Here is a 24303-nt window from a genome sequence, read left to right as displayed (position 1 = left end):
TTGGATGGGTATTTACTGATTTGATTCCGGTTGCTGGGTGAGTTGGTGAACGGCGTTGGCCAGTTCGTTCCAGGTGGCCTCCAGTACTTTATAGAAGGATTCCCCTTTATCGGTCATGGAGAAATATTTGCGCGGGGGGCCGGAGCTGCTTTCCACCCAGCGGTAGGTGAGCAATTCCGCGTTCTTGAGGCGTGTCAGAAGCGGATATAACGTCCCTTCCAGGATATCCAGCTTCGCTTCTTTCATTTTTTCGATAATGTCTGAAGGGTAAGCCTCGCCTTGCTTGATGATGGACAGGATGCAGAATTCGAGCACCCCTTTTCTCATCTGTGATTGTGTGTTGTCTATATTCATGGCAAGTGAGCTTTTGATGTTGAGCTGATGCTTTCAGCTTGACGATTCAAAGATACAAACAATTTACTACTATGCAATACACAATACCCTTTAATACAAAATAACTGGCGAAGAACATTACCGGTTTTTCTCGTATATCTAATTGATTTAGTTTGATTTATGGGTGAAATTGGGGGAGGGGAGGGAAGGAAGGGAAAATGATGAACGGTAAATGGGCGGGATGGGCCATATGGCTATTATTAAACCGTAAGTTGCAGATTTATAGCAGCTTACCGGTTATTTAACATTTTTTTGACCCGGAAAAATAGAATTTATGGATTGCCGGGGTTATTTTTGCTCCACATTGAAGTGTGAAACTTTCAATTCATGAAAAAATTAATCAGTGTTTTCCTAATCAGCCTGATGTGCATTCAGGTGCTTCCTATCAAGGAAGTGGGGAAACTATTGTTTAATAACCAGATTGTAGAGGAACACGTGGAAGGGAGCTGCGGGTCTAAAGGCGGCGTGAAGCTGCTGGCCGATCTGAATTGCCATAAATATGGTGATGATGAAACCGCGATGGACCCGGCATTGTTCCTTACTTCTTACACTTATCGTTTATTGGAAGACGTTCCTGCCGGTCCTGTGCAGGAGATCCAGACCCCTCCTCCGAACGTGCTTGCTTAATTGCCGTTCGCGCCACCCGTTCCGGGCATGGCGCATTTGACTTTTCATTTTTTATTTTCTCTCCACGGAAGACGCATTGCAAAGCCATCCTGAGGCTGTTCGACGTTTCCGTTCATGTGCTGCTCCGCGGGCGGTAGATGTACGGTGGTGATCGGAACGGGCCCGCGGTTCTGGCGACCAACATTCCGGCATGGCTTTAATGACTGCAGCCCGGCCGGTGTGCGCGATGCCGTTGTTCCGTATAAAATCAACGCTACATGAGCAAGCAAATTCCTGCTACGTCCAATATGAAAGGCGACCTCTCTGCGGGGCTGGTGGTATTCCTGATCGCGGTGCCCCTTTGCCTCGGCATCGCCCTGGCTTCCGGCGCGCCCCTGTTTTCCGGCCTCATCGCGGGTATCGTGGGTGGCATCGTCGTAGGTTTCTTTTCCGGCTCCAATCTGAGCGTCAGCGGCCCGGCCGCCGGCCTCACCGCTATCGTGCTCACCGCCATCGGCAAACTGGGCGCTTTCGAAGCGTTCCTCCTCGCCGTGGTACTGGCGGGCGCCATCCAGTTCCTGCTCGGGCTCATCCGCGCGGGGGTCATCGCCAACTATTTTCCGTCTAACGTTATTACCGGTATGCTCACCGCTATCGGTATCATCATCGTCTTAAAACAGATCCCCCATGCTTTCGGGTACGATGAGCATGCAGAAGGGGAACTTGCTTTCATCCAACACGATGGGGAGAATACTTTCACCTCCATCCTGAGCACCATTAATCATATACAGTTGGGGGCAGTGATCATCACCGCGATTTCCATCGCGATCCTGCTGTACTGGCAGAAAATCCCCAAACTGAAAGCCATCCCGGCTCCGCTTGTGGCCGTGCTCGCCGGTATCGGCCTCAATGCCCTGTTTATCGCCACCGGCTCCACGCTGGCCCTGGAGCAAAGCCACCTGGTTTCGCTCCCCGTTGCCGCTTCCGCAAGCGAATTCGCCGGCCAGTTCACATTGCCCGACTTCAGCAAGATCCTCAATGCCGATGTTATCACCGTTGCGATCACCATCGCCGTGGTAGCTTCCATTGAGACCTTGCTGAACCTCGAGGCAACAGACAAGCTCGATCCGCTGAAACGATACTCAGACCCCAACCGCGAGCTGCGCGCCCAGGGCCTCGGTAACATGATCAGCGGCCTCATCGGCGGCCTGCCCGTGACTTCGGTGATCGTCCGTTCCTCCGCCAACATCAACGCCGGCGGCCGCACCAAGATCGCCACCATCTCACATGGCCTGCTGCTGCTCGTTTGTGCGGCCCTCATCCCCACACTGCTCAACATGATCCCGCTGTCGACCCTCGCAGCCGTGCTGCTGGTAACCGGTTTCAAGCTGTGCAAACCCACCATCTTCAAGCAGATGTTCGCAAAGGGCAAATACCAATGGATCCCCTTCGTGGTAACCGTGGTAACGATCGTGATGACCGACCTGCTCGTGGGCGTGGCCATCGGCCTGGGCGTGAGCGTGCTGTTCCTCCTCTGGGGCAACATGAAAAGCCCGTATTTCTTCCGCAAGGAAAAATACCGCACCGGCGATATGTTCGTGCTCGAGCTCACGCAGGAAGTTTCCTTCCTCAACAAAGCCAACATCCTGCTCACGCTGGATAAAATGCCCGACAAGAGCACCGTGATCATCGACGCGGCCAAAACGCTGTACATCGACCAGGACGTGCTCGACATCATCCGTGAATTCGCGCAGATCAAGGCGCCGCAAAAGCAGATCAAGGTTGTGCTCCGCGGTTTTAAAGACGCATATAAGGTGAATAATACCGACCATCTCTTCATGGACGGAGAGAAAGAACCACAGGTGGTAGTGTCTCACTCACAAGGCACCCACAAGGAATTATTGAAAGAATTATCAGTTAACTAAAAAAAATGATCCGGAAAATGAGAACACACAATAAACTCTCCCAAAGCAATACTACGCCCGAAATGGCGCTGGAAATCCTCAAAGAGGGGAACGACCGTTTCGTGAGCAACCTGCGCATCAACCGCAACCTGCTCGGAATGGTCAACGATACGAAAGAAGGACAGTGGCCGGTTGCGGCGATCGTCAGCTGTATGGACTCCCGCACTTCCGCGGAGCTCATCTTCGACCAGGGCCTGGGCGATGTTTTCAGCATCCGCCTCGCCGGCGCCGTTGTGTCTGACAACGTGCTGGGCAGCCTCGAATACGCCTGCAAGGTAGCTGGTTCCAAATTCATCGTGGTGCTGGGCCATACGCATTGCGGTGCCATCAAAGGCGCGTGCGACCATGTGGAAATGGGCAACCTCACCGGCCTGCTCGGCAAGATCCGCCCGGCCGTATTCCAGGAGAAAACCATCACGGAAAACAGAAATTCAAATAACCACGAATTCGTGGAAGCCGTTACGAATATCCACACCGACCGCTCGGTGCAGGCCATTCTGGAGCAAAGCATCATTCTCGCAGAGATGATCGATAACGGGGAAGTAGGCATTATCGGAGCCATGTATGATGTCGAAACAGGTGTAGTTACTTTTCACGAACACACGAAGCGGATCGGAAAACCGCTGCAGGTCGTAGAAAAAACCGCCTGACCCTGAAAAGTCAAAAGCCGGAAGAGCAGTCGCTTCCGGCTTTTTTTATGTCTTGACGTGAAATCCCTTTACATGAATTTGTCGCCCTTGTGACGCTTCACTTCGGCCACGTATTCCTTGATCTGCTGTTCGTTTTGTTTTTTGCAGATGAGCAGCACATCGTTGGTGTCGATCACGATCATATCATCGAGCCCCTGCAGCAGCACGAGCTTATCGTTCGGTGCTTTCACCATGCATTTGGTGGCGTCTATCACCATTACGTTCTTGCCTTGCACTGCGTTGCCGAGGTAATCCTTCTCCAGGTTTTCGTAAGCCGAGGCCCAGGTGCCGAGGTCGCTCCAGCCGAAGTTGGAGGGGATCACGTACACGTTGTCCGCTTTTTCCATGATACCGTAGTCGATGGAAATGTTGGTGCACTGGGTGTATATCCGTTCGATGGTTTCTTTTTCCTTTGCCGTATTGAGCGCGCCGTGCGATTGCACGAAGAGCTCGTCCATTTCGGGGAGGTAAGCGGCCAGGGCCTGGAGGATGGATTTGGAGTTCCAGACGAAAATGCCGGCGTTCCAGAGGAAGTCGCCGCTTTTCAGGAAGGTTTTGGCCAGTTCCAGGTTGGGTTTTTCGGTGAAGGTTTTCACCTTGTAGACATTGTCTGCCACCTGTTCCGTTTCGTACTGGATGTACCCGTAGCCGGTGTCTGGCCGGGTGGGTTTGATGCCGAGGGTGAGCAGGGCATTGTTTTTCTGGGCGAACAGGAGGGCGTTGAGGCAAGTGCTGGTGAAAGACGTGGCGTCCATGATGAGATGGTCTGCCGGGGCGCAGATCATGCTGGCCTTGGGGTCTTTCTTGTGGATTTTGTGGGAAATATATGCCACACAGGGTGCGGTATTTTTCCGCGACGGTTCGCTCACGATGTTTGCGACCGGCAGGTTGGGCAATTGCTTGGCCACGGTGTCGGCGTAGTGATGGTGAGTTACTACGTAAATGTTTTCTTCCGGAATGAACTGCGTGAACCGTTCATAGGTCCACTGCAGGAGGGTCTTGCCTGTATTGAGGATATCCAGGAACTGTTTAGGATAATCCGTGCGGCTGTAAGGCCAGAAGCGGCTTCCGATTCCGCCGGCCATAATGGCCACATAAAAATGGTTATTCAACGGTGTCATCTCTCAGATAATTCCTTCTCGGATTAAGTCGTGTAAATGTATAATTCCATGATACTGATCACCTTTCATGACCAGCAATTGGGTGATATCATAAGTTCTCATCATGTCCAGCGCATTGACGGCGAGCTCATCGGCGTCGATGGTTTTCGGGTGCGTGCTCATGATGTCTGCCGCGGTAACGCCGGCGGCGTTCATGTTTTTTTCGAGCATGCGCCTGAGGTCGCCATCGGTGATGATGCCCCTGAGCTGGTTATTTTCATCCACAACGCCGGTGACGCCCAGCATTTTGGAGGAGATTTCCACGATCACTTCGCGGAGGCTGCTGCCGAGGTTTACCTTCGGCACCTGGTGCTGGCGGCTGAGGTCGCCCACCTTGAGGTAGAGCTTTTTGCCGAGGGTGCCGCCGGGGTGGAACCGGGCGAAATCTTCGGCGGTGAAGCCTTTCATCTCGATGAGGCAAACGGCGAGGGCGTCGCCCATCACCATTTGGGCCGTTGTGCTGGAAGTGGGGGCCAGGTTATTGGGGCAGGCCTCCTGCGAAACATATGTATTCAGCACAAAATGTGCCGATTGCGCGAGGTAGGAATCCGCCTTGCCCACGATCGCCACGAGCACGTTGCCGAGGTTGCGGACGAGGGGGACGAGGACCTTGATCTCGGGAGATTCCCCGCTTTTCGAAATGACCACCACCACATCGTCTGGCGTGATCATCCCCAGATCGCCATGGATGGCGTCTGCCGCATGCATGAACAAAGCCGGCGTACCCGTGGAATTGAACGTGGCCACGATCTTCTGCGCAATAATGGCGCTTTTGCCGATGCCCGTGATCACCACACGCCCGGTACAGGCCGCCATCAGCTCCACCACACGCTCGAAATCCGCATTGATGTACTGTTCCAGGCTCCCGATCGCCGAAGATTCCAGCCTGATCGTCCTGATCCCTGTTTCCCGAATATTAACCGTTGTCTTCTGTTTCATGCGACAAACACAAATTTATCAATTTTTTACCCAAGCCCCACGATCCTGTAAATTATATTGACACAACGGGGTTTTTTAAGTAATTTCGTGTCCCCCAAAATTATATATCAATAATATTTCATCTATAGTCAGCGTTTTTTCGCTGCAATTACTCGGATCTAACTAAAACAAATGTGATGGCTGTTGCAAAGGTAAGTTTGTTGGATGCATTACACGAACATTTTGGGTTTGATTCTTTCAAAGGGAATCAGGAGAAAATTATTAAAAGCATACTTTCCGGAAAAGATACATTCGTGATCATGCCAACCGGCGGCGGCAAATCGCTTTGCTACCAGCTGCCGGCCCTGATGAGCCCCGGAGTTGCGCTCATAGTAAGCCCGCTGATCGCGCTGATGAAAAACCAGGTAGACCTGGTCCGTTCCTACAGCAGCAAAGACAACGTGGCCCACTTCCTGAACTCCACCCTGACGAAAGCGCAAATCAAGAAAGTTCGTACAGACCTGCAGTCCGGCAAAACAAAAATGCTTTACGTAGCGCCCGAAACGCTCACGAAACAGGAAAATATCGACTTCTTCCGCGAGCTGGAGATTTCCTTCATCGCTGTAGACGAGGCGCACTGTATCTCCGAATGGGGCCACGATTTCCGTCCGGAATACCGGCGGTTACGGGAAATGATCGAAATGATCAGTCCCAACCTGCCCATCATCGCCCTCACCGCCACGGCTACGCCCAAGGTGCAGAGCGATATCGTCAAAAACCTGGAACTCCGTTCCCCCGAAATCTTCATCTCCTCCTTCAACCGCCCGAACCTCTATTACGAGATCCGCCCGAAGCGCAAAAAGGAGCAGACCATCAAGGAAATCGTCAAATTCATTCACCAGCATAAAGGCAAATCCGGCATCATCTACACCCTCAACCGTAAAACCACGGAAGAGCTCGCAGATATGCTCGTGGCCAACGGCATCAAAGCCGTAGCCTACCATGCCGGCCTCGACGCCACCACCCGCGCGCAGCGGCAGGATATGTTCCTCCTCGAGGAATGCGAAGTGATCGTGGCCACCATCGCCTTCGGGATGGGGATCGACAAGCCGGACGTCCGCTTCGTTATCCACTACAACATCCCCAAATCGCTGGAAAACTATTACCAGGAAACCGGGCGCGCCGGCCGCGATGGCCTCGAAGGCAACTGTATCTGCTTCTACTCCTACCAGGACGTGCAGAAACTGGAGCACCTCATGCGCGACAAGCCCCTTTCCGAGCGCGAAATGGGCGCACAGCTCATCAACGAAACCGTGGCTTACGCCGAAAGCGCCGTTTGCCGCCGCAAAGTGATCCTGCATTACTTCGGCGAACAATACGACACCGAAGACTGCGGCAAATGCGACAACTGCCGCAACCCGAAAGAAAAGATCGAAGTCAAGAACCGCGTCGTGATCGCCCTCAAAGCCATTTCCTCCCTCGAAGAGCGATTCGGCACCGATTACGTCGTGAATATCATCACCGGCAAATCCAACCCCCAGATCACCACTTTCCGGCACGATAAGCTGGACGTGTTCGGAGAAGGGAAGGAGTTCGACGCCCATTTCTGGAATTCGCTCCTCCGCCAGATGATGCTGGAAGGGCTCATCGAAAAGGATATCGAAGAATACGGGCTTTTGAAGATCACCGAGAAAGGCCGGAAATTCATGAAAAAACCGTACCTCATCCACGTGGCCCTCAACCACCAGTTCGAAGAAGAAGCGGCCGAAGAAGAAGAGAACGCCGCCGCGGAACCGCAGCCCACTGCCGACCCCGTGCTGTTCGAAATGCTCAAAGACCTCCGCAAGAAGGTTGCGCGCGAAAAGAACCTGCCGCCGTTCGTCATCTTCCTCGAAACATCGCTCGAAGATATGGCCACCCAATTCCCCACCACCACCCAGGAACTGGAAAAGATCCAGGGCGTGAGCAAGGGAAAGGCCATCCGCTACGGCAAACAGTTCATCGACGTCATCGCCAAATTCGTGGAAGAGAACGATATCGTGAAGCCGGACGACTTCGTGCTGAAATCCGTCGTGAACAAGAGCGGGCTGAAGGTGTTCATCATTCAGAACATCGACAAGAAAATGCCCCTCGAAACTATCGCCCGCAACAAGGAATTGTCGTATTCCGAACTGCTCGACGAAATGGAGACCATCGTGGCCAGCGGTACCAAGCTGAACCTCGACTACTGCATCGACGAAGAGCTGGACGATTACGCGCAAGACGAGATCCTGGAATACTTCAAAGGCTGCGAAACCTCGAGCCTGGCGCTGGCGAAGGAAGAATTGGAAGAAGGCAACTATTCGATCGAGCAGTTGAAATTAATGCGTATCAAGTTTTTAGTGGTTTATGGGAATTAATGACGTAAAGAAAGAGATCGCCGGCGTTCGCGGGCAGATCGTGACACACCCGCTGTATGGACAGTTACAGTCGATCGAAGACGTGCGCCGGTTCATGGAGCACCATGTGTTTGCCGTGTGGGATTTCATGAGCCTGCTGAAAGGATTGCAGCGGGCGCTCACCTGCGTAACAACGCCCTGGGTGCCTGTGGGCTCCCCCGAAACGCGGTTCCTTATCAACGAAATCGTGACCGGCGAGGAAAGTGACGTAGACGCAACCGGCACCATGCATTGCAGCCATTTCGAACTGTACATTCAGGCGATGGAGCAGGCGGGCGCCGATACGAAAAGGATCAATAACCTCCTGGCGGGGATTCGTGGCGGGCAACCGTTGAGCGCTTTGCTGGAGGGCTTTCCGCCATCCGTAAAAGGATTCCTCGAGTTTACCTTTGAAGTGATCGCTACCGATAAGCCGCATATCATGGCCTCCGTATTTACTTTCGGAAGGGAAGATCTTATTCCTGATATGTTCTACGCATTAGTGAAAGATCTGAACGAACAATTCCCCGGAAAATTCGACATTTTCATTTATTACCTCGAGCGTCATATCGAAGTAGACGGCGATCATCATAGCAAACTCGCGGAAAAAATGGTGGAAGAATTATGCGGGAACGATCCGGAGAAATGGTCGGAAAGTGCCGCCTATGCTGTGAAAGCGCTGGAGTGGAGAAATAAGTTGTGGAACGGGATCAATACGAAAGCAGAAATTTTCGAGTAATTCTTTGGAATTTTCAGGAAATGTCCTACTTTTGCATTCCCCTTCAGACAAAGGGTAACAAAAAAAGTTGGTGCGGTAGCTCAGTTGGTAGAGCAATGGACTGAAAATCCATGTGTCGCCGGTTCGATCCCGGCTCACACCACGAAAAAGAGATCATCGAAAGATGGTCTCTTTTTTTATTACTCCTTGATAATCATTTTCTTCTCATCGCCAATATAGCTGTTTGCCGCGGGGGGATCTCAGCGAGGGTAGAAGGTGTACCGGTATTGATTCGTCCATGTAATTTTCTTTGTAGATCCTTCCGTTTTCCTGGACGGCAGACCGTGTGGGCCCGACAATTCTTCCTTAACGACTTTCGTATAATCGATCTCTATAAATTGTCCGGTTGGGTTGAGGTGATGTTGCGAATAGGTCGTCATTTTTTCATTTCCCCAATACTTGATTTCCCATTTTGCGATGTAATCCATGATGCCCCATTCCCCCAGAATCAAATGATCGATCCGCCGCACGATCGTCTCCGGCCGGTTCTGGCGGTCGTACCAGACGCTGTCACGCTCATGATACGTATACCTGTTTAAGTGTTCCCAACGGGCTTTCAATTTTCCTTTCGCGTCGTAGGTGTATCGATACAGATATTTCAGTTCCCATAAAGCGGGATGCAGGTGAAGGTCTGGCATACGGCTCAGTTTCACATCGATCCAGCTATAATCCAGACGGGTCGCCAGCCGGCCATTATCGTCATAGAAAAAACGTCTCGCACTGCCGCTCCAGTTCGGTAATCCATCCGGCTTGTCGGGCTGCTCCATATAGAATTCATACCATTCCACAAGCCGTTTCCCTTTGTTGAAAACGTAGCGCACAATTTCTTCGGGTTGCTTTGAACCGTTTGATGTACGCATCCGGAAGAGGGTATCCCCACGCTGCTGGTAATGGAAATGTTGGATGGAAGTAGATTCTCCATGTTCCTCTTTTTTAATGATCCTGCCGAGTTTGTCGTAGAAAGTGCGCGTAACGGAGGATCCTGCCGAGTCGATTACGGATTCCACTTTTAACCGGCGGAACTGTTCGTTGTAAGGAGAAAAATCTTCCAGCGGAAGCACCTGGGCGGATGCGGAAAATGTAGAAAAAATAAGGACGGTTAATATCGTAATACGGGACATGCGGTATGAGGATAATGATGGGAAACGAAAGCGTTCACCCTTTCCGGTGAAGCTTACATCTAAATTAACAAAAATAGAATGGGGCCCAACAGCACATTAAAAGCGGCCGTTAACAAGGTTTGTGAGGACATTGGATTAGTTGCAGAACGTCTCGCTTGAAAAAGAAACGCACCATCTCTGGTGCGTCGGACTGAATAAATATTCAGCGTGGTACAACAAAGATAACGCTAAAAAAGATTCCCGCAAAAAATTACTTGCCTTAAAACATGAAGATTGCAAAGCACTAAAAAAGAAAGAGTTATAGCATATATCGATGGTTACAATCTATATTTTGGCCTGAAAGAAAGTGGGTATGATCGGTATCTGTGGTTAAATATCCAGAAGCTTGTTTCGAACCTGCTAAAACCCCATCAGGAGTTAATCGCGGTAAAATACTTTACGACCCTGGTGACCAATAATGCAGAGACCCGCCAACGACAGAAATGTTATCTGGAAGCATTGAACACTTTGGATCTCGTAAAGATTTTCTATGGAAAATTCCAAAGAGAGCGTGTCTCCTGCGGAGTTTGTGGAAATAGCTATCAAAGTGAAAGTGAAAAAATGACCGATGTTAATATCGCCACTCAAATCATGATCGATCTTTATGAAGATAATTTTGATATGGCCATGGTTGTTTCCGGAGATACGGATCTACTACCTCCGATTAAATTTGTAAATGCCAGTAAAAATAAGCGGGCATTCGTCGCTTTTCCACCTGGCCGCGTAAATGACGCCGTCAGGGATGCTGCCAGTGGCTCGCTCGTTATCGGGCGGAAAAAACTAGCGGATAGCCAATTCCAGGAAGAGATCGAAGATGTTCAAGGAGAGACATGCAGAAGGCCTCGAAGCTGGCAATAGCATTAACAGCCAGATCTCCCTATTTACGCGCTGCGCCTTGCGTTCCCCTGACAAAATGTTGCCCTTTATTTCCTTCCCTATTTTTTTGCATTACGCGAATTAAAGTATCTCCATCCTGATTCTCGTTTATTCCCCCCGTTTTAGATTTTATATTTCTCCGCTCGTCCCTCCTTCAAACGTTGTAAACGGGCTTTCCGGCGGTAAAAGGGCACTTCGGGTTGGAAACCGTCGATGGGTTGCCTATTTTTAGGCAAAGGGGCTTTCCCCTCCGCGAATTCCACAGTCAATCAATCTCTTATGAAAGTAAAACGCTTCCCCGCCCGGGGGATTTTGTTGATAAGCTGCCTGTTCCTCCTCACCGCCTGCGCATCCCAACGCGCCCCGCAAGGCACCGTGAACTGGAAACAAAAGAAAGTGCTCGTTTTCACCAAAAACGGGAAAGGATACGTCCACGACAATATCCCCGACGCTGCCGCCGCTTTCAAAAAAATGGGCACCGATCATGGCTTCGCGGTGGATGTGACGGACGATGCTTCCGTGTTCTCCGAATCCCGCCTCGCGCAATACGACGCGCTGGTTTTTACGTCCACCAATAACGACGTGTTCGACACCGACGCGCAAAAAGTGGCGCTCATGCGGTACATCCAGTCGGGCGGCGGGTTCATGGGCGTGCATTCCGCCATCGGCACGGAACGGAAATGGGACTGGTTCAAACGGATGATCGGCGGCACCTTCGCCTGGCACGCCAAATTCCAGCGGTTCCGCGTGGTGGCGGTAGACCCGGCGCACCCTTCGCTGAAAGACGTGCCGAAGGTCTGGGAGCGCGAAGACGAATGCTATTTCTCGAAAGAGATGTACGGCGGCATCCATCCCATTCTCGCCCACGACTCCAAAAGCCTGCAAGACGTTAACGATACCGTTCTCACGAAAAACCAGGGCTCGTTCGGGAATTATTATCCCGCCGCCTGGTACCAACACTTCGACGGCGGTTTCGTTTGGTTCACTTCTTTAGGGCACCACAAACGCGATTACACCGATCCCGTTTTCGTGAACCACCTTTACCAGGGGCTCCACTGGCTGGTCGGCCAAACCGCCCGCCGCAACCCGTCCAAAGCATATGCCACATCGCCCGAAACACCGGTCGATTATCAACGTTAATATGATCAACATGAAACAATACCGTTACAGTTACCTCCTGGGCGCCTCGCTGCTCATGGCAGCCTGCCAGCCCGGCCAACCGAAAGAAGCGCAAGATATGGTTCACCTGATCACCCTCGCGCCCGGCCACTTCCACGCCGCGCTCGTCCAAAAAACCGCTACGCCGGGTATCGACAGCATCGTGCACGTCTATGCTCCGCAAGGCCCCGAGCTGGAAGCGCACCTCAATCTCATCAAACAGTATAACGAACGGCCAACCGATCCCACACACTGGAAAGAAGAAGTTTACACCGGGGCCGACTGGCTGGAAAAATTGAAATCCGAGCGCAAAGGTTCCGTTGTGGTACTCGCCGGCAACAACCACGATAAAACCCGTTACATCGACGCCGCCGTTCAGGCCGGGATGCACGTACTGGCCGATAAGCCCATGGCCATTACCGAAGCGGACTTTACATCACTCCGCAAAAGCTTCGCCGATGCCGGCGCCGCCAAAGTGCTGCTGTACGATATCATGACCGAACGTTCCGAGATCACCAACATCCTCCAGAAAGAACTGCTCCGCGATGCAACCGTGTTCGGGGAAATGCAGCCCGGCACCCCGGAAAAACCGGCCATCGAAATCGAAAGCATTCACCACTTCTATAAAATGGTGTCGGGCAAACCCCTCCGCCGGCCCACCTGGTTCTTCGACCCCTCGCAACAGGGCGATGCGCTCGTAGACGTAAACACCCATCTCGTTGACCTCACCCACTGGATGCTGTTCGACACTACCGCACTCGACTATACGAAAGATATCCAGCTGAACAAGGCCGTGAAATGGAAAACGCCGCTGACGCTTGCGCAATTCTCCACCATCACCGGCGCCGAAACATTCCCCGATTTTCTGCAGGCATATGTGAAAGATTCCGTGGCCGGCATCGCCGCCAATGGAACGGTGGATTATACGGTGAAAGGTTTTCACGTCCGCCTGTCGGCACTTTGGAATTTCGAAGCGCCTGCCGGCGGGGGCGATACGCATTTCGCCATTGCGCGCGGAAGCCGCAGCAACATCGTTATCCGCCAGGGCGCGGAGGAATCCTGGAAGCCTGAGCTGTTCGTGGAGCCCATCGCAGCCGATACCGCATTCGCCGCAACGTTGGAAGCAGCTGTGAAGCGCCTTGCCACGAAGTATCCTGGTATTTCCGTGGAGGCGCGGGGCAAGCAATTCCATATCGCCATCCCCCAGGAATTGAAAACCGGCCACGAAGCGCATTTTGCCGAAGTGCTCCAACGCTATCTCGGTTTCCTCAAAGCCGGCGCCGTTCCCGCCTGGGAAGTGAAAAACATGATCGCAAAATATTACGTGACCACCGCGGGACAAGCGATGGCCAAAGAGATCACCAAATAATGACCATGCACGACTTCGATCTGTCAGGAAAAAGAGCCTTGATAACGGGCGGCGGCTCCGGCCTCGGGCTGGCCGTTGCCCGCGCTTTCGCCGAATATGGCGCGGAAGTGATCATCGCCGGGCGGCGCGCCGATGTGCTCGATGCCGCCGCCGCCGATATCGGTGGAAATGTGCGCACCATCGTTTGCGACCTCGCGCAGCTGGACATGATCCCCGACCTGGTAGACGGGATAGAATCGGCGTACGGTCCGCTGGATGTGCTCGTCAACAATGCCGGCATCCATCTCAAAAAAGATGCGCTCGACGTTACCGATACCGAATTCGAAACCGTGCTCCGCACCAACCTCCAGGCCGTTTTTGCCCTGTCGCGCGAGGCGGCGAGACGGATGACGGAACGGCGATCGGGCAGTATCATCATGATCAGTTCCATGGCGGCGAAGTACGGCATCCCGAAAGTGATCGCCTACACGGCCGCCAAAGCCGCGGTGGAAGGGATGACGAAGGCGATGGCGGTGGAATGGTCGGCCAGGGGCGTACGGATCAACTGCATCGCACCGGGTTTTATCGAGACAGACATGTCGGCCAAAGCATTGAACAACGACCCCGACCGGAAGAACCGTGTGCTGGGGCGAACGCCCATGCAGCAATTGGGCAAGCCGAAAGACGTGGCCCTCGCCGCCGTGTTCCTCGCTTCTGCGGCGGCCGGTTTCATCACCGGCACCAGCCTGGCGGTAGACGGCGGCAATTCCATCGGATTCTGATCACCCTCAATCATATTCCACATGCGACCCAAAAACAACGCCGGCGGCGGATCGCGCCGGAACTTCCTTAAAAACGCACTTACCGGCGCTGCCGGCACCGTGGCCCTCGCGCACATCCCGATGATCGTTCCGGCACACGTGATCAGCGGGCCCCTGGCACCCAGTAACCGAATCAACGTAGGCGCCATCGGCAACGGGCGCATCTCCCGCGAGCACGATATGCCCGGCGTCTGGAAACACGATGCCGCCCGCATCATGGCTGTTTGCGACCTCGACAGCAACCGCCTCAGCAGCGCACAAAAACTCGTCAACGATTACTACACGAAAAAAACCGGGAAGGCAGACAACAGCGTCAAAGCCTACCACAATTACCAGGAGCTCCTGGCCGATAAAGACATCGATGCCGTTATCATCTCCACGCCAGACCACTGGCACGTGATCCCCGCTGTGGCGGCGGTGCGCGCGGGGAAAGACGTGTACATGCAAAAACCCGCGTCGCTCACCATTTCGGAAGGCCGGTACCTCAGCAATGAAGTCCACAAAGCCGGGCGCATCCTTCAGATCGGCAGCCAGCAACGTTCCATGCCGCAGTTCAAAAAAGCCTGCGAGCTGGTGCGCAACGGCCGGATCGGGAAAGTGCACACCGTATACGTTGGCCTGCCCATCGACGATCCTTCCCAGAGCACGCCCGAAAAGGAAATGCCCGTTCCCGCAGAACTGAATTACGAAGCCTGGCTCGGAGAAACGCCCTTTGCGCCGTATACCCTCAAGCGCGTGCATCCCACGAACGATTTCAGCCGGCCGGGATGGCTCCGCTGCGAACAGTTTGGAGCGGGTATGATCACCGGCTGGGGCGCGCATCATTTCGATATCGTGAACTGGGGACTGGGTTACGAATACACCGGCCCGATCGAGGTTTCGGCGAAAGCGGAATTCCCCGCCGCCGGGAACCTCTGGAACGTACACGGCCCTTTCCAGTCGGAAAATATTTATGCAGACGGCGTGAAAGTGCTCGCCAGCAACAGCTATCCTAACGGTGTGAAATTCGTAGGCTCAGATGGATGGATTTTCGTTTCCCGCGGAAATTATTCGGCAACCGCCAACGACCCCGCCGGCCAGGCGAAAAACAGCAAAGCCCTCGACGCTTCCGATCCCAAAATCCTTTCCTCGATCATCGGCGAAAACGAAATCCGGTTCGTAGACAGTCTCGACCATCACGGCAACTGGCTGGAAGCCGTTCGTTCGCGCCGGCAACCGATCACGCCGATCGAAGTGGGCCACCGCGCCTGTACGGTTTGCCTGCTCAACCACACCGCCATGAAACTGAAACGCAAACTTTTCTGGGACCCCGTGAAAGAACGTTTCCAGAACGACGACGAAGCCAATGCCACGCTCACCCGGCCACAACGCTGGCCGTACGTGCTCGATTGATATTCGAAGGCGGCTCCGGCCGCCTTTTTTTATTCCCACGCCATCCTTTCCAACATGCAGGTTTTTCTTACTTTCGGAAAATGAACCCGTCCGCCATGCTCGCCACCCGCCTCGAGCGACAGTTTTTATCCAGTCCGTCCAACGAAGCGCCGGCATCTGTTGTTGCGCACATTTGCGCCATGCAGGCGCAGGATTTCGCGGGGGCGAAGTGGTCGCTCGGGATGCGATGTAAAAACCTGACCGACGATGGTGTGGAAAAGCTCATTGAAAAACGGGAGATCATCCGCATATCGAATCTCCGCGGCACGTTGCATTTCGTGCATCCGCAGGATGTGCGCTGGATGGCGACGCTCGTGGCCCCACGGGTAAAAATTCAGGGCGGCAGCCAGTGGAAAAAGCTGGGGCTCGACGCGGATTCCTTTTCGAAAGTCTACAAGATTTTCCGGGAGGTGTTGAAGAACGGGGAGGCGCTTTCCCGCAATGAACTGAAAACCATTCTCGATAAAAAACGGATCGATACGTCCGACCACCGCATGAACCAATTCCTCACCATGGGCGGCCTGGAGCAGGTGATCTGCTGCGGCCCCCGACGGGGAAAGGAATTCACATATGTGCTGCTCGACGAATGGCTGCCCCAAATCCCGTATCAACTTACCCATGAACCACTAACGGAGTTGGCTATACGTTATTTGAAAAGCCGCGGCCCGGCCACGCCGGAAGATTTCTCGTGGTGGTGCGGATTTCCGATAACGGCCTGCCGGCGCGCGTTTGAAGAGGCGGGCACCGTGTTCGAAAGTTTTTCGTCCGGCGAAAAGACGTATTACCTCACGCATGGCGAAACGAGGGTGCGGCCGGATACGAAAGTGCGGTTGCTGTCGGGGTTCGATGAATATCATATCAGTTATGCGGACCGGTCGATGGTAGCGGATGACGTGCCGGCGGGGGTGCTATCGCCGCCGAATGGGATTTTGCCGAATTTGGTGATTTCGAAAGGGAAGATTGTGGGTACGTGGCGCCGGGAGATCCGGAAAAACGGGGTGGAAATGGTTTATATACCTTTTGAAGGGATTTCGATCGGGGAGGAGCTGCTGGCCACGGCCGCGAAGCTTTATGGAAAGTTCATGGGTTTGCCGGCGGCGTGGGTTTCATGACCCGAATTCTCCGGGCCAGAGCCTGTTCATCCGCTCCACGAGGTAATTCAACTTCCGGTTCCGTTCCCGCTGCACTTTTCCCAACTGTTGCCGGAAGCGGGTCAGCTCTTCCGAAAACATCCTGATCCGCTGCTGCTGACGCGCCCATTTCCGGCGATGCCGTCTTCTTTTTCTCATGTTCCGAATTTCGTTTTTTTGTTGAAACCGGGGGTAAAAGGTTTGTTAAGAAAAGGATGTCCGGGAAATATTTATTTTTGATCCATGACCACCAATTCCATTCCGCGTGAAGCCTCCACCGCGTGGCGTTTGAAAGCAATTTTTACCGGCTCAGTCGGCAATCTCGTGGAGTGGTACGATTGGTATGCCTATTCCGCCTTCGCGATTTACTTCGCGCCGGTCTTTTTTCCGTCGGATAATCCTACCGCGCAATTATTAAACACCGCCGCCATTTTTGCCGTGGGTTTTCTCATGCGCCCCCTCGGCGGATGGCTCTTCGGAACAATCGCCGATCGCCGTGGCCGGAAAACTGCGATGACTTTGTCGGTTTTATTGATGTCGCTCGGTTCCTTGCTCATCGCCTGCACACCCTCGTTTGCCAGCATCGGCGTAGCCGCGCCTGCGTTGCTTTTGCTGGCGCGCCTCATGCAGGGGCTCAGCGTGGGCGGCGAGTACGGCACTTCTGCAACGTACCTCAGTGAAGTGGCGGACTCCTCGCGCAGGGGTTTCTTTTCCAGCTTTCAATATGTAACGCTTATCGGTGGCCAAATCCTCGCGCTCGGCGTACAGATGCTCCTGCAGCGGGTTTTCCTCACCCCGGAACAATTGGCGGAATGGGGATGGCGCATCCCTTTCATCATCGGCGCTGCATTGGCCATCACGGCGTTGTATCTCCGCCGGAACATGCACGAATCCGTAGACCTCAACACGAAAAAGAAAGAGCGCGGCTCCGTGAAAGCACTTTTCCGCGATCATCCCCGCGCGGTGCTCACGGTTGTGGGATTGACGATGGGAGGGACGCTCGCGTTTTACACCTATACCACCTACATGCAAAAGTTTCTCGTCAACACCGTGAAACTGTCTAAAGAAGAATCCACACTTATCTCGTTTTTCCTCGTGCTGATCTTCGCCTGCATCCAGCCGCTGTTCGGTAAACTGTCCGACAAAATCGGGCGAAAGCCTTTACTGATCGGCTTCGGCGTGCTCGGAACCCTTTTAACCGTTCCGTTGCTAACGGCCATCAGCCATGCCGGTTCCGTTTGGAGCGCTTTCTTTCTGATTCTCGCCGCACTCGTGATCGTAAGCGGCTACACGTCTATCAACGCCGTCGTAAAAGCGGAAATGTTCCCGGCGGAAGTAAGAGCCCTCGGCGTGGGATTCCCATATGCGTTAACGGTGGCCCTTTTCGGCGGAACGGCCGAAACGATTGCGTTCAAACTCAAAGAGATCGGCCATGAATCGTGGTATTACTGGTACGTGACGATTTGCATTTTCATTTCGCTGCTCGTGTACGTTTTCTCGCGCGACAGCCGCAAGGGTTCCTACATGGACCGCGAGCAACTATAAACGGGCGGGTGACGGACGCCCCGTGATTTTTAATTATTTTTGCCATTATGTACCTCACCATCAAGGCGCTTCATATCATTTTCATCGTGACCTGGTTCGCCGGGATGTTTTACATCGTGCGGCTGTTCGTGTATTTCACGGAAGCGCAGGAGATGGAAGAGCCCCGTCGCAGCATCCTCCAGGATCAATATCGGATCATGATGAAAAGGTTGTGGTTCGGGATCACCTGGCCGTCGGCCGTGCTGACGTTGATTTTTGGGCCATGGATGGTATTTCTGCTGGGTAGCATCCCGGTTTGGCTGTGGATAAAACTGGCATTCGTGCTCGGCCTGTATTTTTATTTCTTTTTCCTTCATGGTATTTACAAAGACCTCCAGGCCGGGGTCATCAAACGCAGTTCCACGCAACTCCGCGTCTGGAACGAAGTAGCCACGATCTTCCTGGTAGCGATCGTTTTCCTGGTAGTCCTGAAAAGTTTTCTGAGTACGGTTTGGGCCCTGGCCGGACTTGCCCTTTTTACCGCCGCGCTGATGATGGCGATCAAGGTGTACAAAAACATCCGCGAGAAGAAAAAATAATCCGCTTTTACTTTTTACCCAATGTGAGCTGCAGGCTGACGCCGGCGGAATACAACTTCACTTTTCCTTCCCCAACGCCACCGGCCGGAATTTTCACGTACGGTTGCAAGCCCCAGTTCAACCGGCCTTTCGTGTTTTTCTCCCAACCGGCGCTGAGGTTGATGACGGAAAACCAGTGTTGGTTTTGGTTGCTGTACACGCGGGTCCGTTTGGGATAGTTGGTATAGTAATAATCATACTTTTCGCGCAGCATGAAATAGGTGGATACGCCCGCGCTCACGTTCCATCTGCCAGACGGGCGTTCTGCAAAAACGTAATGCAGATTGAGCGGTACGTCGATCACGTCACAATCCGCATCGATGTCTGTGTAATATGCGGGGCCGGTAACTTTGTATTCGTCGGGCGAAGCGCCGTAGATTTTTTTCGTGTAGGCGGCGCCGGTACTAACATACCAACGGTTATTCACATGATACCTGAGCAGGAGGCCGCCGGTGAACCCGATCTTGGTGCCAACGAAAGATCCGGTGGCGTTTACGTCTGGTCCGAGGAAGATGCCTCCTTCGAAACCCTTTCTCCGCGGGGCTTTCCTGGGATCGGGATTAGATTGTGCCGAGTCTGTTTTCGTTTCGGAGGAAGGATTATTCAATCCAGGCGTTTGTGTAATTCCTGCGCCTTTATCCACATCCGTTTTTTTGTCGGCCTGATTTTGCGTAGGAAGGATCGGCGGCGCCGGCTTATTCACATCCGAATTGGTATCGTTCGATTTTTGATCGATAATTTTCGTTGATCCGGTCAACTTATTCACATCCGGATTTTCCGTTCCATTGTTTTGAGGGTTATTAGCGGAAGGAGCCGTTGAATTATTCACACCGGTGTTTCCTTTTTTAGCCATCAATGATGAACCGGTCACTTTATCCACATCCGGAGTTTCGTTGTTCCGGTTTTGCGCGGTGATGTTTGCGGCGAAGTTGTTTTTTCCAATCCGGGATTTCTGGTTCTTATTTTTTGCCGAAGAGTAAGGGGAGGTGGAAGCCCCTTTATCCACATCATTCGAATTTTCTCCTTTTGAAATGAAATTGGCGGAAGGAGATGCGGACGATTTCGATGGATTATCCACATTCGATTTCCCATCATCCGCGGATGGAAGTTTTGCAGTTCCGGAAACGGGGGTATTATCCACTTTTCCGTTTTTTCCTTCCGGATTGGCCAATTGGTTTTCGGAAATAATATTGTTGTCGGAAGTTTCGCCGGTGTTTTCCACATTTTGCTGCGAGAAGAACCACCAGCCGCCGAGCCCCAGGATGAGCACAAGCCCGCTCAGCCACCACCAGATGGGGCGCCGGCGGTTAGGCTCGTCCAGCAGCTTTTCCATTCGTTCCCAGGCCATGGGCTCGAATGGAATTTCTGCGTCCTGCAGCTTTTTCCGGATGTTATGTTCAAACTGTTCGCTCATGACGGTTGGGCGGCACCGATAGATCCCGGGCCGGAAATATTCATAGATGTTATCGCTTCGATTTTTTCTTTGAGAATCCGCTTCGCCTTAAACAAATTGGATTTGGATGTCCCTTCCGAAATTCCGAGCATGTTAGAAATTTCCTGGTGCTGAAATCCTTCGAGCACATACAAATTGAAAACGGTCCGGTAAGCGGGAGGGAGGTGTTGTACCAATTGGAGAATTTCTTCGCAAGTCAATTTACTGATCGCATATTCGTCTGGCATTCCCAATTCATACACCTGTGTGATGTCTTCCGTAAAAACGATTTTCTTCCGGCTGCGCAAATGGTCGATAGCGGTGTTCGCCATGATTTTGCTCAACCAGCTTTTGAAAGGTCGGGACGTATCGTAAGAATCGATGTGGTGAAAAATTTTCAAGAAACCGTCGTTTAAAATTTCAATCGCCTCTTCTTTGTTATTCGCATATCGCAAACAGATAGCCATGGCATATCCAAAGAATTGCCGGTAAAGTGCTTCCTGACTGGAACGGTTCCAGTTCTTGCAGCCCGCTATGATTGCTGATATGTCCTGCACTGATTTTTTAAAATTCGGGTTTCCCGAAACCGCGGGAATACGGATGGCTAAAATTTTTTTCGGGCGTTACTACAGTATGTACGGTTTTCATTTCCCGAGGGTTGCCTCGATCCCAAAATTTCGTTGATTTTCCTTCCGCGTTTTCCTCAAAAATGCCCCATTCAAAGATAACCTACTTTTTAGCCTCGATTTTCGGTTTTTATCGTTTTTGATACCTAGCCCTCAGTAATGCCGAGATCATCGAAATTTGAAGGCGTTTTTAATTCATTGATTTTCAACTAATTGTGCTTTTTTGGAAGAAATGGCCATTTTCCACGTGGAACATAAAAAAGAGCGGCCGAAAAAATCGACCGCTCTTTTTTTCTTGGAAATATATTTTTCTACCGGCCCATGTAGACCATGAGAATTTGTACGTCGCTGGGATTGACGCCGCTGATCCGGCTCGCTTGACCGAGGGTCCGCGGTTTGATGCGCGAAAATTTCTGGCGCGCTTCGTTCGATAACGAAACGAGTTTGGAATAATCGAACGATTCCGGGATCATCAGGTCTTCGAGTTGACTCATTCTTTGTACCAGTTCATTTTCCTTTTCGATATACACGTCGTACTTCACCTGGATTTCTACCTGCTCGAGCACTTCCTTTGAATAGTTTTCGAGTGCTTTTTCCACTTTCGGCAAGTGCTGTTTCATGGAAAAAATGTCGATACCCGGGCGCAGCAAAATCTGGTGTGCGCGTTGTTTTTGGGTGAGGGGAGCGGAGCCGCTGGCTTGTAACCAGGCGTTCGCTTCTTCGGGCTCGAGCGGTAATTCTTTCAGGATGGATTTTATTTTTTCAACGCCTGCCAGTTTTTCGCGGGTGCGGGCCATGCGCTCGTCGGTCGCGAGACCGAGGGCGTGGCTGCGTTCGGTCAGGCGGAGGTCGGCGTTATCCTGGCGAAGGAGGGTCCTGAACTCCGCGCGCGAAGTAAACATGCGGTAGGGTTCGTCGGTCCCTTTGTTGATGAGGTCATCGATCAGTACGCCGATATATGCTTCGCTGCGTTTCAAAACGAGCGGCGCCTGTTCGGTAACTTTCAGGTGTGCGTTGATACCGGCCATCAAACCTTGACATGCGGCTTCTTCGTATCCGGTGGTTCCGTTGATCTGGCCGGCGAAAAACAGGTTGGCGACCTGTTTCGTTTCGAGGGAAAATTGCAGTTGGGTGGGTGGGAAGTAATCGTATTCGATCGCATACCCGGGCCGGAACATTCTTACATTTTCAAATCCGGCCACCATGCGCAGGGCTTTTAGCTGTACATCTTCGGGGAGGGAAGTTGAAAATCCGTTGACGTAGATTTCGACGGTGTTGAATCCTTCCGGTTCTACGAACAACTGGTGGCGTTCGCGTTCGGCGAAACGGTTGATTTTATCTTCGATGGAGGGACAGTAGCGCGGCCCGATTCCCTGGATTCTTCCCTGGAACATGGGTGAGCGATCGAATCCGGTCTTCAGAATTTCGTGTACATTTTCCGAAGTGTAGGTGATCCAGCAGGAGCGTTGTTGTTCCGGGCGGATCTTTTCAACGTCCATATAGCTAAAGCCAACGATTTCTTCGTCGCCTTTTTGTTCTTCCATTTTGGAGTAATCGAGGGATCGGCCGTCGATACGGGGAGGTGTCCCGGTTTTGAGGCGGTCGCTTTCGAACCCGAGGGATACCAATTGTTCGGTGATTCCAGTGGCTGCTTTTTCTGCTACGCGGCCGCCGCCGAACTGTTTATCGCCGATATGGATGACGCCGTTGAGAAATGTGCCGTTGGTGAGAACGACTGCTTTGGCGGATATTTCGTGACCGAGGCCGGTGATTACACCTTGGCAGACACCGTTTTTAATGATGAGTGCTTTCACCATATCCTGGTAGAAATCTACGTTGGGGGTATTTTCCAGGGCTTCGCGCCATTTAGCGGCGAAGAGCATGCGGTCGTTTTGTGTGCGGGGGCTCCACATGGCGGGGCCTTTGCTACGGTTGAGCATGCGGAACTGGATCATGGACTGGTCGGTCACGATGCCGGAGTAGCCTCCGAGGGCATCAATCTCACGAACGATCTGGCCTTTGGCGATGCCACCCATGGCGGGGTTGCAGCTCATTTGCGCGATCGTCTGCATATTCATGGTAACGAGGAGGACCCGGGAACCCATATTGGCGGCGGCAGCAGCGGCTTCACAGCCTGCGTGTCCGGCACCAACTACAATAACATCGTAAACAGGGAACATATTTGAATTTTGAAAGTGCAAAGTTAAGTCAAAAGATTGATGGACAGGGTAGAAGTTGGGGGATGGGGTGGGATATGGTCTTTGTCTGACTTTCGATTAGGACGGAGGATTTCTTTGGTGGGGTGCGAGAATTGCTTGCCTGGTTTCTGGTGTTGGAGGTGGTTATATAGATTGTAACGGAGTTGGGGGCCAAATAGGAAATACTCGCTTACGTTCTTTAATTGAAACGGATGCGAATTCGCAGCGGTGCTTATTAGATTCTACTTTGGGCGTTGTCTTTGATTCCAGGCTCCAAAATTTCCTGGAAAGCATTGAGCTTTTGGGGATAGATTAACCTGGCAGAGAATTGTAAAATCAACTTCCCCCGAGTGTCGCTTCCAACCTAAAAAGACAACGCCTAACCTCAGAAAATACGTTCGTTGGGGAAGAGCTCCAGGGATTTTTGGGGTGTAGAATATCTGTAAGAGGTAGTTGCCAATGTAGATAACGGCCGGAAAACATGGGATTAGTTTGGGGAAGTGGGCACACTGAATCCTGTTGCAACTCTCCGAGAGGTGATGAAATTGAACCACCTTACCGGTAAATGGAGGAGACTCCTTGCAAGTGGGGGAACATAGTTCCTTTGTTTCTGTTCTCCGAGGGGGAGGAAACTAAATCCCATACAGGAAAAAGGGAGTAAGTTCTTTGGAAGAGGGGACATAGTTTCATTGCTTCAGCTCTCCGGAGGGGGAGGAAATTAAATCCTTTTAGAAGAAATAGAGAGTAAAACCTTTAGAAGTGGGCACGGGTTCTTATGCTTCGGCTCTCCAAGGCGCGAGGAAACTTAATCCCTTTAGGGAAAATAGAGAGTAGGCTCTTTGGAAGAGGGGAACATAGTTCCTATGTTTCTGCTCTCGGGGGTGAGAGAACTAACTTCCTTAGAGGGAAAAGGGAAGAAACTCTTTGAATGCGGGGACATTGTTCCTTTGTTGAGCTCTCCGAGGGGTAAGGAAACTATTTCCTTTGATGGAAAAGGGAAGAAACTCTTTGGAAGTGGGGACATGATTCCTTTGTT

The 24303-nt window shown here is 52.3% G+C and carries 21 protein-coding genes and 1 tRNA gene; 14 read left to right on the top strand and 8 right to left on the bottom strand.

The window, feature by feature from the left end; all coding sequences use genetic code 11:
• Nucleotides 1–12 precede the first annotated feature (12 nt).
• A complete protein-coding gene (locus WJU22_RS04625; RefSeq protein WP_341842093.1) occupies nt 13–354 on the bottom strand; it encodes a PadR family transcriptional regulator in 342 nt (113 codons plus the stop codon).
• A 366-nt stretch (nt 355–720) separates the two neighbouring features.
• Between WJU22_RS04625 and WJU22_RS04620 the strand changes: the two genes are divergently transcribed.
• The 3 genes from WJU22_RS04620 (at nt 721) to WJU22_RS04610 (ending at nt 3613) form a co-directional block, all read left to right on the top strand.
• Nucleotides 721–1020, top strand: a complete 300-nt coding sequence (locus tag WJU22_RS04620; protein WP_341842092.1) for a hypothetical protein — start codon at nt 721–723, stop codon at nt 1018–1020.
• Nucleotides 1021–1277: 257 nt separating this feature from the next.
• The gene (locus WJU22_RS04615; RefSeq protein ID WP_341842091.1) at nt 1278–2924 is read left to right on the top strand and encodes a SulP family inorganic anion transporter; all 1647 of its coding nucleotides are present in this window, start codon (nt 1278–1280) and stop codon (nt 2922–2924) included.
• Nucleotides 2925–2941: 17 nt separating this feature from the next.
• Nucleotides 2942–3613, top strand: coding sequence for a carbonic anhydrase family protein (locus WJU22_RS04610; protein ID WP_341842090.1), 672 nt, complete (start codon nt 2942–2944; stop codon nt 3611–3613).
• Nucleotides 3614–3681: 68 nt separating this feature from the next.
• On the opposite strand, the gene WJU22_RS04605 is transcribed toward WJU22_RS04610, so the two are convergent.
• Nucleotides 3682–4773 (bottom strand): mannose-1-phosphate guanylyltransferase, encoded by a 1092-nt coding sequence (locus WJU22_RS04605; RefSeq protein WP_341842089.1) that lies wholly within the window; start codon nt 4771–4773, stop codon nt 3682–3684.
• 3 nt (nt 4774–4776) lie between these two features.
• Complete coding sequence (locus WJU22_RS04600) at nt 4777–5751, bottom strand: KpsF/GutQ family sugar-phosphate isomerase (RefSeq protein WP_341842088.1); 975 nt, start codon at nt 5749–5751, stop codon at nt 4777–4779.
• 176 nt (nt 5752–5927) lie between these two features.
• Here WJU22_RS04600 and recQ point away from each other — a divergent pair, with 176 nt between their 5' ends.
• The 3 genes from recQ to WJU22_RS04585 all read left to right on the top strand — a co-directional run bounded on the left by recQ (nt 5928) and on the right by WJU22_RS04585 (nt 9028).
• The gene (gene recQ / locus WJU22_RS04595) at nt 5928–8129 is read left to right on the top strand and encodes a DNA helicase RecQ (RefSeq protein WP_341842087.1); all 2202 of its coding nucleotides are present in this window, start codon (nt 5928–5930) and stop codon (nt 8127–8129) included.
• A complete protein-coding gene (locus WJU22_RS04590) occupies nt 8119–8886 on the top strand; it encodes a DUF3050 domain-containing protein (protein WP_341842086.1) in 768 nt (255 codons plus the stop codon). The genes recQ and WJU22_RS04590 overlap by 11 nt, the downstream gene beginning before the upstream one ends.
• A gap of 69 nt (nt 8887–8955) precedes the next feature.
• Nucleotides 8956–9028, top strand: a tRNA-Phe gene (locus WJU22_RS04585).
• Between the two features lie 97 nt (nt 9029–9125).
• Here WJU22_RS04585 and WJU22_RS04580 read toward each other — a convergent pair.
• Nucleotides 9126–10046, bottom strand: a complete 921-nt coding sequence (locus WJU22_RS04580; RefSeq protein ID WP_341842085.1) for a hypothetical protein — start codon at nt 10044–10046, stop codon at nt 9126–9128.
• 273 nt (nt 10047–10319) lie between these two features.
• Here WJU22_RS04580 and WJU22_RS04575 point away from each other — a divergent pair, with 273 nt between their 5' ends.
• The 6 genes from WJU22_RS04575 to WJU22_RS04550 all read left to right on the top strand — a co-directional run bounded on the left by WJU22_RS04575 (nt 10320) and on the right by WJU22_RS04550 (nt 16831).
• Nucleotides 10320–10943, top strand: a complete 624-nt coding sequence (locus tag WJU22_RS04575; RefSeq protein ID WP_341842084.1) for an NYN domain-containing protein — start codon at nt 10320–10322, stop codon at nt 10941–10943.
• Nucleotides 10944–11240: 297 nt separating this feature from the next.
• Complete coding sequence (locus tag WJU22_RS04570; RefSeq protein WP_341842083.1) at nt 11241–12101, top strand: ThuA domain-containing protein; 861 nt, start codon at nt 11241–11243, stop codon at nt 12099–12101.
• 10 nt (nt 12102–12111) lie between these two features.
• On the top strand, nt 12112–13488 hold the full coding sequence (locus tag WJU22_RS04565) for a putative oxidoreductase C-terminal domain-containing protein (protein WP_341842082.1): 1377 nt from the start codon (nt 12112–12114) through the stop codon (nt 13486–13488).
• A 5-nt stretch (nt 13489–13493) separates the two neighbouring features.
• A complete protein-coding gene (locus WJU22_RS04560) occupies nt 13494–14249 on the top strand; it encodes an SDR family NAD(P)-dependent oxidoreductase (RefSeq protein ID WP_341842081.1) in 756 nt (251 codons plus the stop codon).
• Nucleotides 14250–14270: 21 nt separating this feature from the next.
• Nucleotides 14271–15680: a Gfo/Idh/MocA family oxidoreductase gene (locus tag WJU22_RS04555; RefSeq protein WP_341842080.1), complete on the top strand. Its 1410-nt coding sequence runs from the start codon at nt 14271–14273 to the stop codon at nt 15678–15680.
• A gap of 80 nt (nt 15681–15760) precedes the next feature.
• Nucleotides 15761–16831 (top strand): winged helix DNA-binding domain-containing protein, encoded by a 1071-nt coding sequence (locus tag WJU22_RS04550; protein WP_341842079.1) that lies wholly within the window; start codon nt 15761–15763, stop codon nt 16829–16831.
• Here the strand turns inward: WJU22_RS04550 and WJU22_RS04545 are convergent.
• Nucleotides 16826–17008: a hypothetical protein gene (locus tag WJU22_RS04545; RefSeq protein ID WP_341842078.1), complete on the bottom strand. Its 183-nt coding sequence runs from the start codon at nt 17006–17008 to the stop codon at nt 16826–16828. The genes WJU22_RS04550 and WJU22_RS04545 overlap by 6 nt on opposite strands.
• Nucleotides 17009–17092: 84 nt before the next feature.
• On the opposite strand from WJU22_RS04545, the gene WJU22_RS04540 reads away from it, so the two are divergent.
• Both WJU22_RS04540 and WJU22_RS04535 read left to right on the top strand, forming a co-directional pair.
• The gene (locus WJU22_RS04540; protein ID WP_341842077.1) at nt 17093–18394 is read left to right on the top strand and encodes an MFS transporter; all 1302 of its coding nucleotides are present in this window, start codon (nt 17093–17095) and stop codon (nt 18392–18394) included.
• Between the two features lie 47 nt (nt 18395–18441).
• A complete protein-coding gene (locus tag WJU22_RS04535; protein ID WP_341842076.1) occupies nt 18442–18972 on the top strand; it encodes a CopD family protein in 531 nt (176 codons plus the stop codon).
• 7 nt (nt 18973–18979) lie between these two features.
• On the opposite strand, the gene WJU22_RS04530 is transcribed toward WJU22_RS04535, so the two are convergent.
• From WJU22_RS04530 to mnmG, 3 genes are all read right to left on the bottom strand, one after another.
• Nucleotides 18980–20425, bottom strand: coding sequence for an outer membrane beta-barrel protein (locus tag WJU22_RS04530; RefSeq protein ID WP_341842075.1), 1446 nt, complete (start codon nt 20423–20425; stop codon nt 18980–18982).
• Entirely contained in the window at nt 20422–21000 is a 579-nt protein-coding gene (locus WJU22_RS04525) for an RNA polymerase sigma factor (protein ID WP_341842074.1), read from the bottom strand. Before WJU22_RS04525 ends, WJU22_RS04530 begins: the two co-directional genes overlap by 4 nt.
• Nucleotides 21001–21380: 380 nt before the next feature.
• A complete protein-coding gene (mnmG, locus tag WJU22_RS04520) occupies nt 21381–23249 on the bottom strand; it encodes a tRNA uridine-5-carboxymethylaminomethyl(34) synthesis enzyme MnmG (RefSeq protein WP_341842073.1) in 1869 nt (622 codons plus the stop codon).
• Nucleotides 23250–24303 lie beyond the last annotated feature (1054 nt).

Origin of the sequence: Chitinophaga caseinilytica (assembly GCF_038396765.1) — a bacterium.
Taxonomy (GTDB): Bacteria; Bacteroidota; Bacteroidia; order Chitinophagales; family Chitinophagaceae; genus Chitinophaga; species Chitinophaga caseinilytica.
Note: the sequence above shows the minus strand (reverse complement) of the source record. Positions and strands in the feature narration are given on the sequence as shown.

What these genes read in the sequence shown, in the direction of transcription:
- WJU22_RS04625 (WP_341842093.1), bottom strand. Translation starts at nt 354, where the DNA reads ATGAATATAGACAACACACAATCACAGATGAGAAAAGGGGTGCTCGAA.
- WJU22_RS04620 (WP_341842092.1), top strand. Translation starts at nt 721, where the DNA reads ATGAAAAAATTAATCAGTGTTTTCCTAATCAGCCTGATGTGCATTCAG.
- WJU22_RS04615 (WP_341842091.1), top strand. Translation starts at nt 1,278, where the DNA reads ATGAGCAAGCAAATTCCTGCTACGTCCAATATGAAAGGCGACCTCTCT.
- WJU22_RS04610 (WP_341842090.1), top strand. Translation starts at nt 2,942, where the DNA reads ATGAGAACACACAATAAACTCTCCCAAAGCAATACTACGCCCGAAATG.
- WJU22_RS04605 (WP_341842089.1), bottom strand. Translation starts at nt 4,773, where the DNA reads ATGACACCGTTGAATAACCATTTTTATGTGGCCATTATGGCCGGCGGA.
- WJU22_RS04600 (WP_341842088.1), bottom strand. Translation starts at nt 5,751, where the DNA reads ATGAAACAGAAGACAACGGTTAATATTCGGGAAACAGGGATCAGGACG.
- recQ (WP_341842087.1), top strand. Translation starts at nt 5,928, where the DNA reads ATGGCTGTTGCAAAGGTAAGTTTGTTGGATGCATTACACGAACATTTT.
- WJU22_RS04590 (WP_341842086.1), top strand. Translation starts at nt 8,119, where the DNA reads ATGGGAATTAATGACGTAAAGAAAGAGATCGCCGGCGTTCGCGGGCAG.
- WJU22_RS04580 (WP_341842085.1), bottom strand. Translation starts at nt 10,046, where the DNA reads ATGTCCCGTATTACGATATTAACCGTCCTTATTTTTTCTACATTTTCC.
- WJU22_RS04570 (WP_341842083.1), top strand. Translation starts at nt 11,241, where the DNA reads ATGAAAGTAAAACGCTTCCCCGCCCGGGGGATTTTGTTGATAAGCTGC.
- WJU22_RS04565 (WP_341842082.1), top strand. Translation starts at nt 12,112, where the DNA reads ATGAAACAATACCGTTACAGTTACCTCCTGGGCGCCTCGCTGCTCATG.
- WJU22_RS04560 (WP_341842081.1), top strand. Translation starts at nt 13,494, where the DNA reads ATGCACGACTTCGATCTGTCAGGAAAAAGAGCCTTGATAACGGGCGGC.
- WJU22_RS04555 (WP_341842080.1), top strand. Translation starts at nt 14,271, where the DNA reads ATGCGACCCAAAAACAACGCCGGCGGCGGATCGCGCCGGAACTTCCTT.
- WJU22_RS04550 (WP_341842079.1), top strand. Translation starts at nt 15,761, where the DNA reads ATGAACCCGTCCGCCATGCTCGCCACCCGCCTCGAGCGACAGTTTTTA.
- WJU22_RS04545 (WP_341842078.1), bottom strand. Translation starts at nt 17,008, where the DNA reads ATGAGAAAAAGAAGACGGCATCGCCGGAAATGGGCGCGTCAGCAGCAG.
- WJU22_RS04540 (WP_341842077.1), top strand. Translation starts at nt 17,093, where the DNA reads ATGACCACCAATTCCATTCCGCGTGAAGCCTCCACCGCGTGGCGTTTG.
- WJU22_RS04535 (WP_341842076.1), top strand. Translation starts at nt 18,442, where the DNA reads ATGTACCTCACCATCAAGGCGCTTCATATCATTTTCATCGTGACCTGG.
- WJU22_RS04530 (WP_341842075.1), bottom strand. Translation starts at nt 20,425, where the DNA reads ATGAGCGAACAGTTTGAACATAACATCCGGAAAAAGCTGCAGGACGCA.
- mnmG (WP_341842073.1), bottom strand. Translation starts at nt 23,249, where the DNA reads ATGTTCCCTGTTTACGATGTTATTGTAGTTGGTGCCGGACACGCAGGC.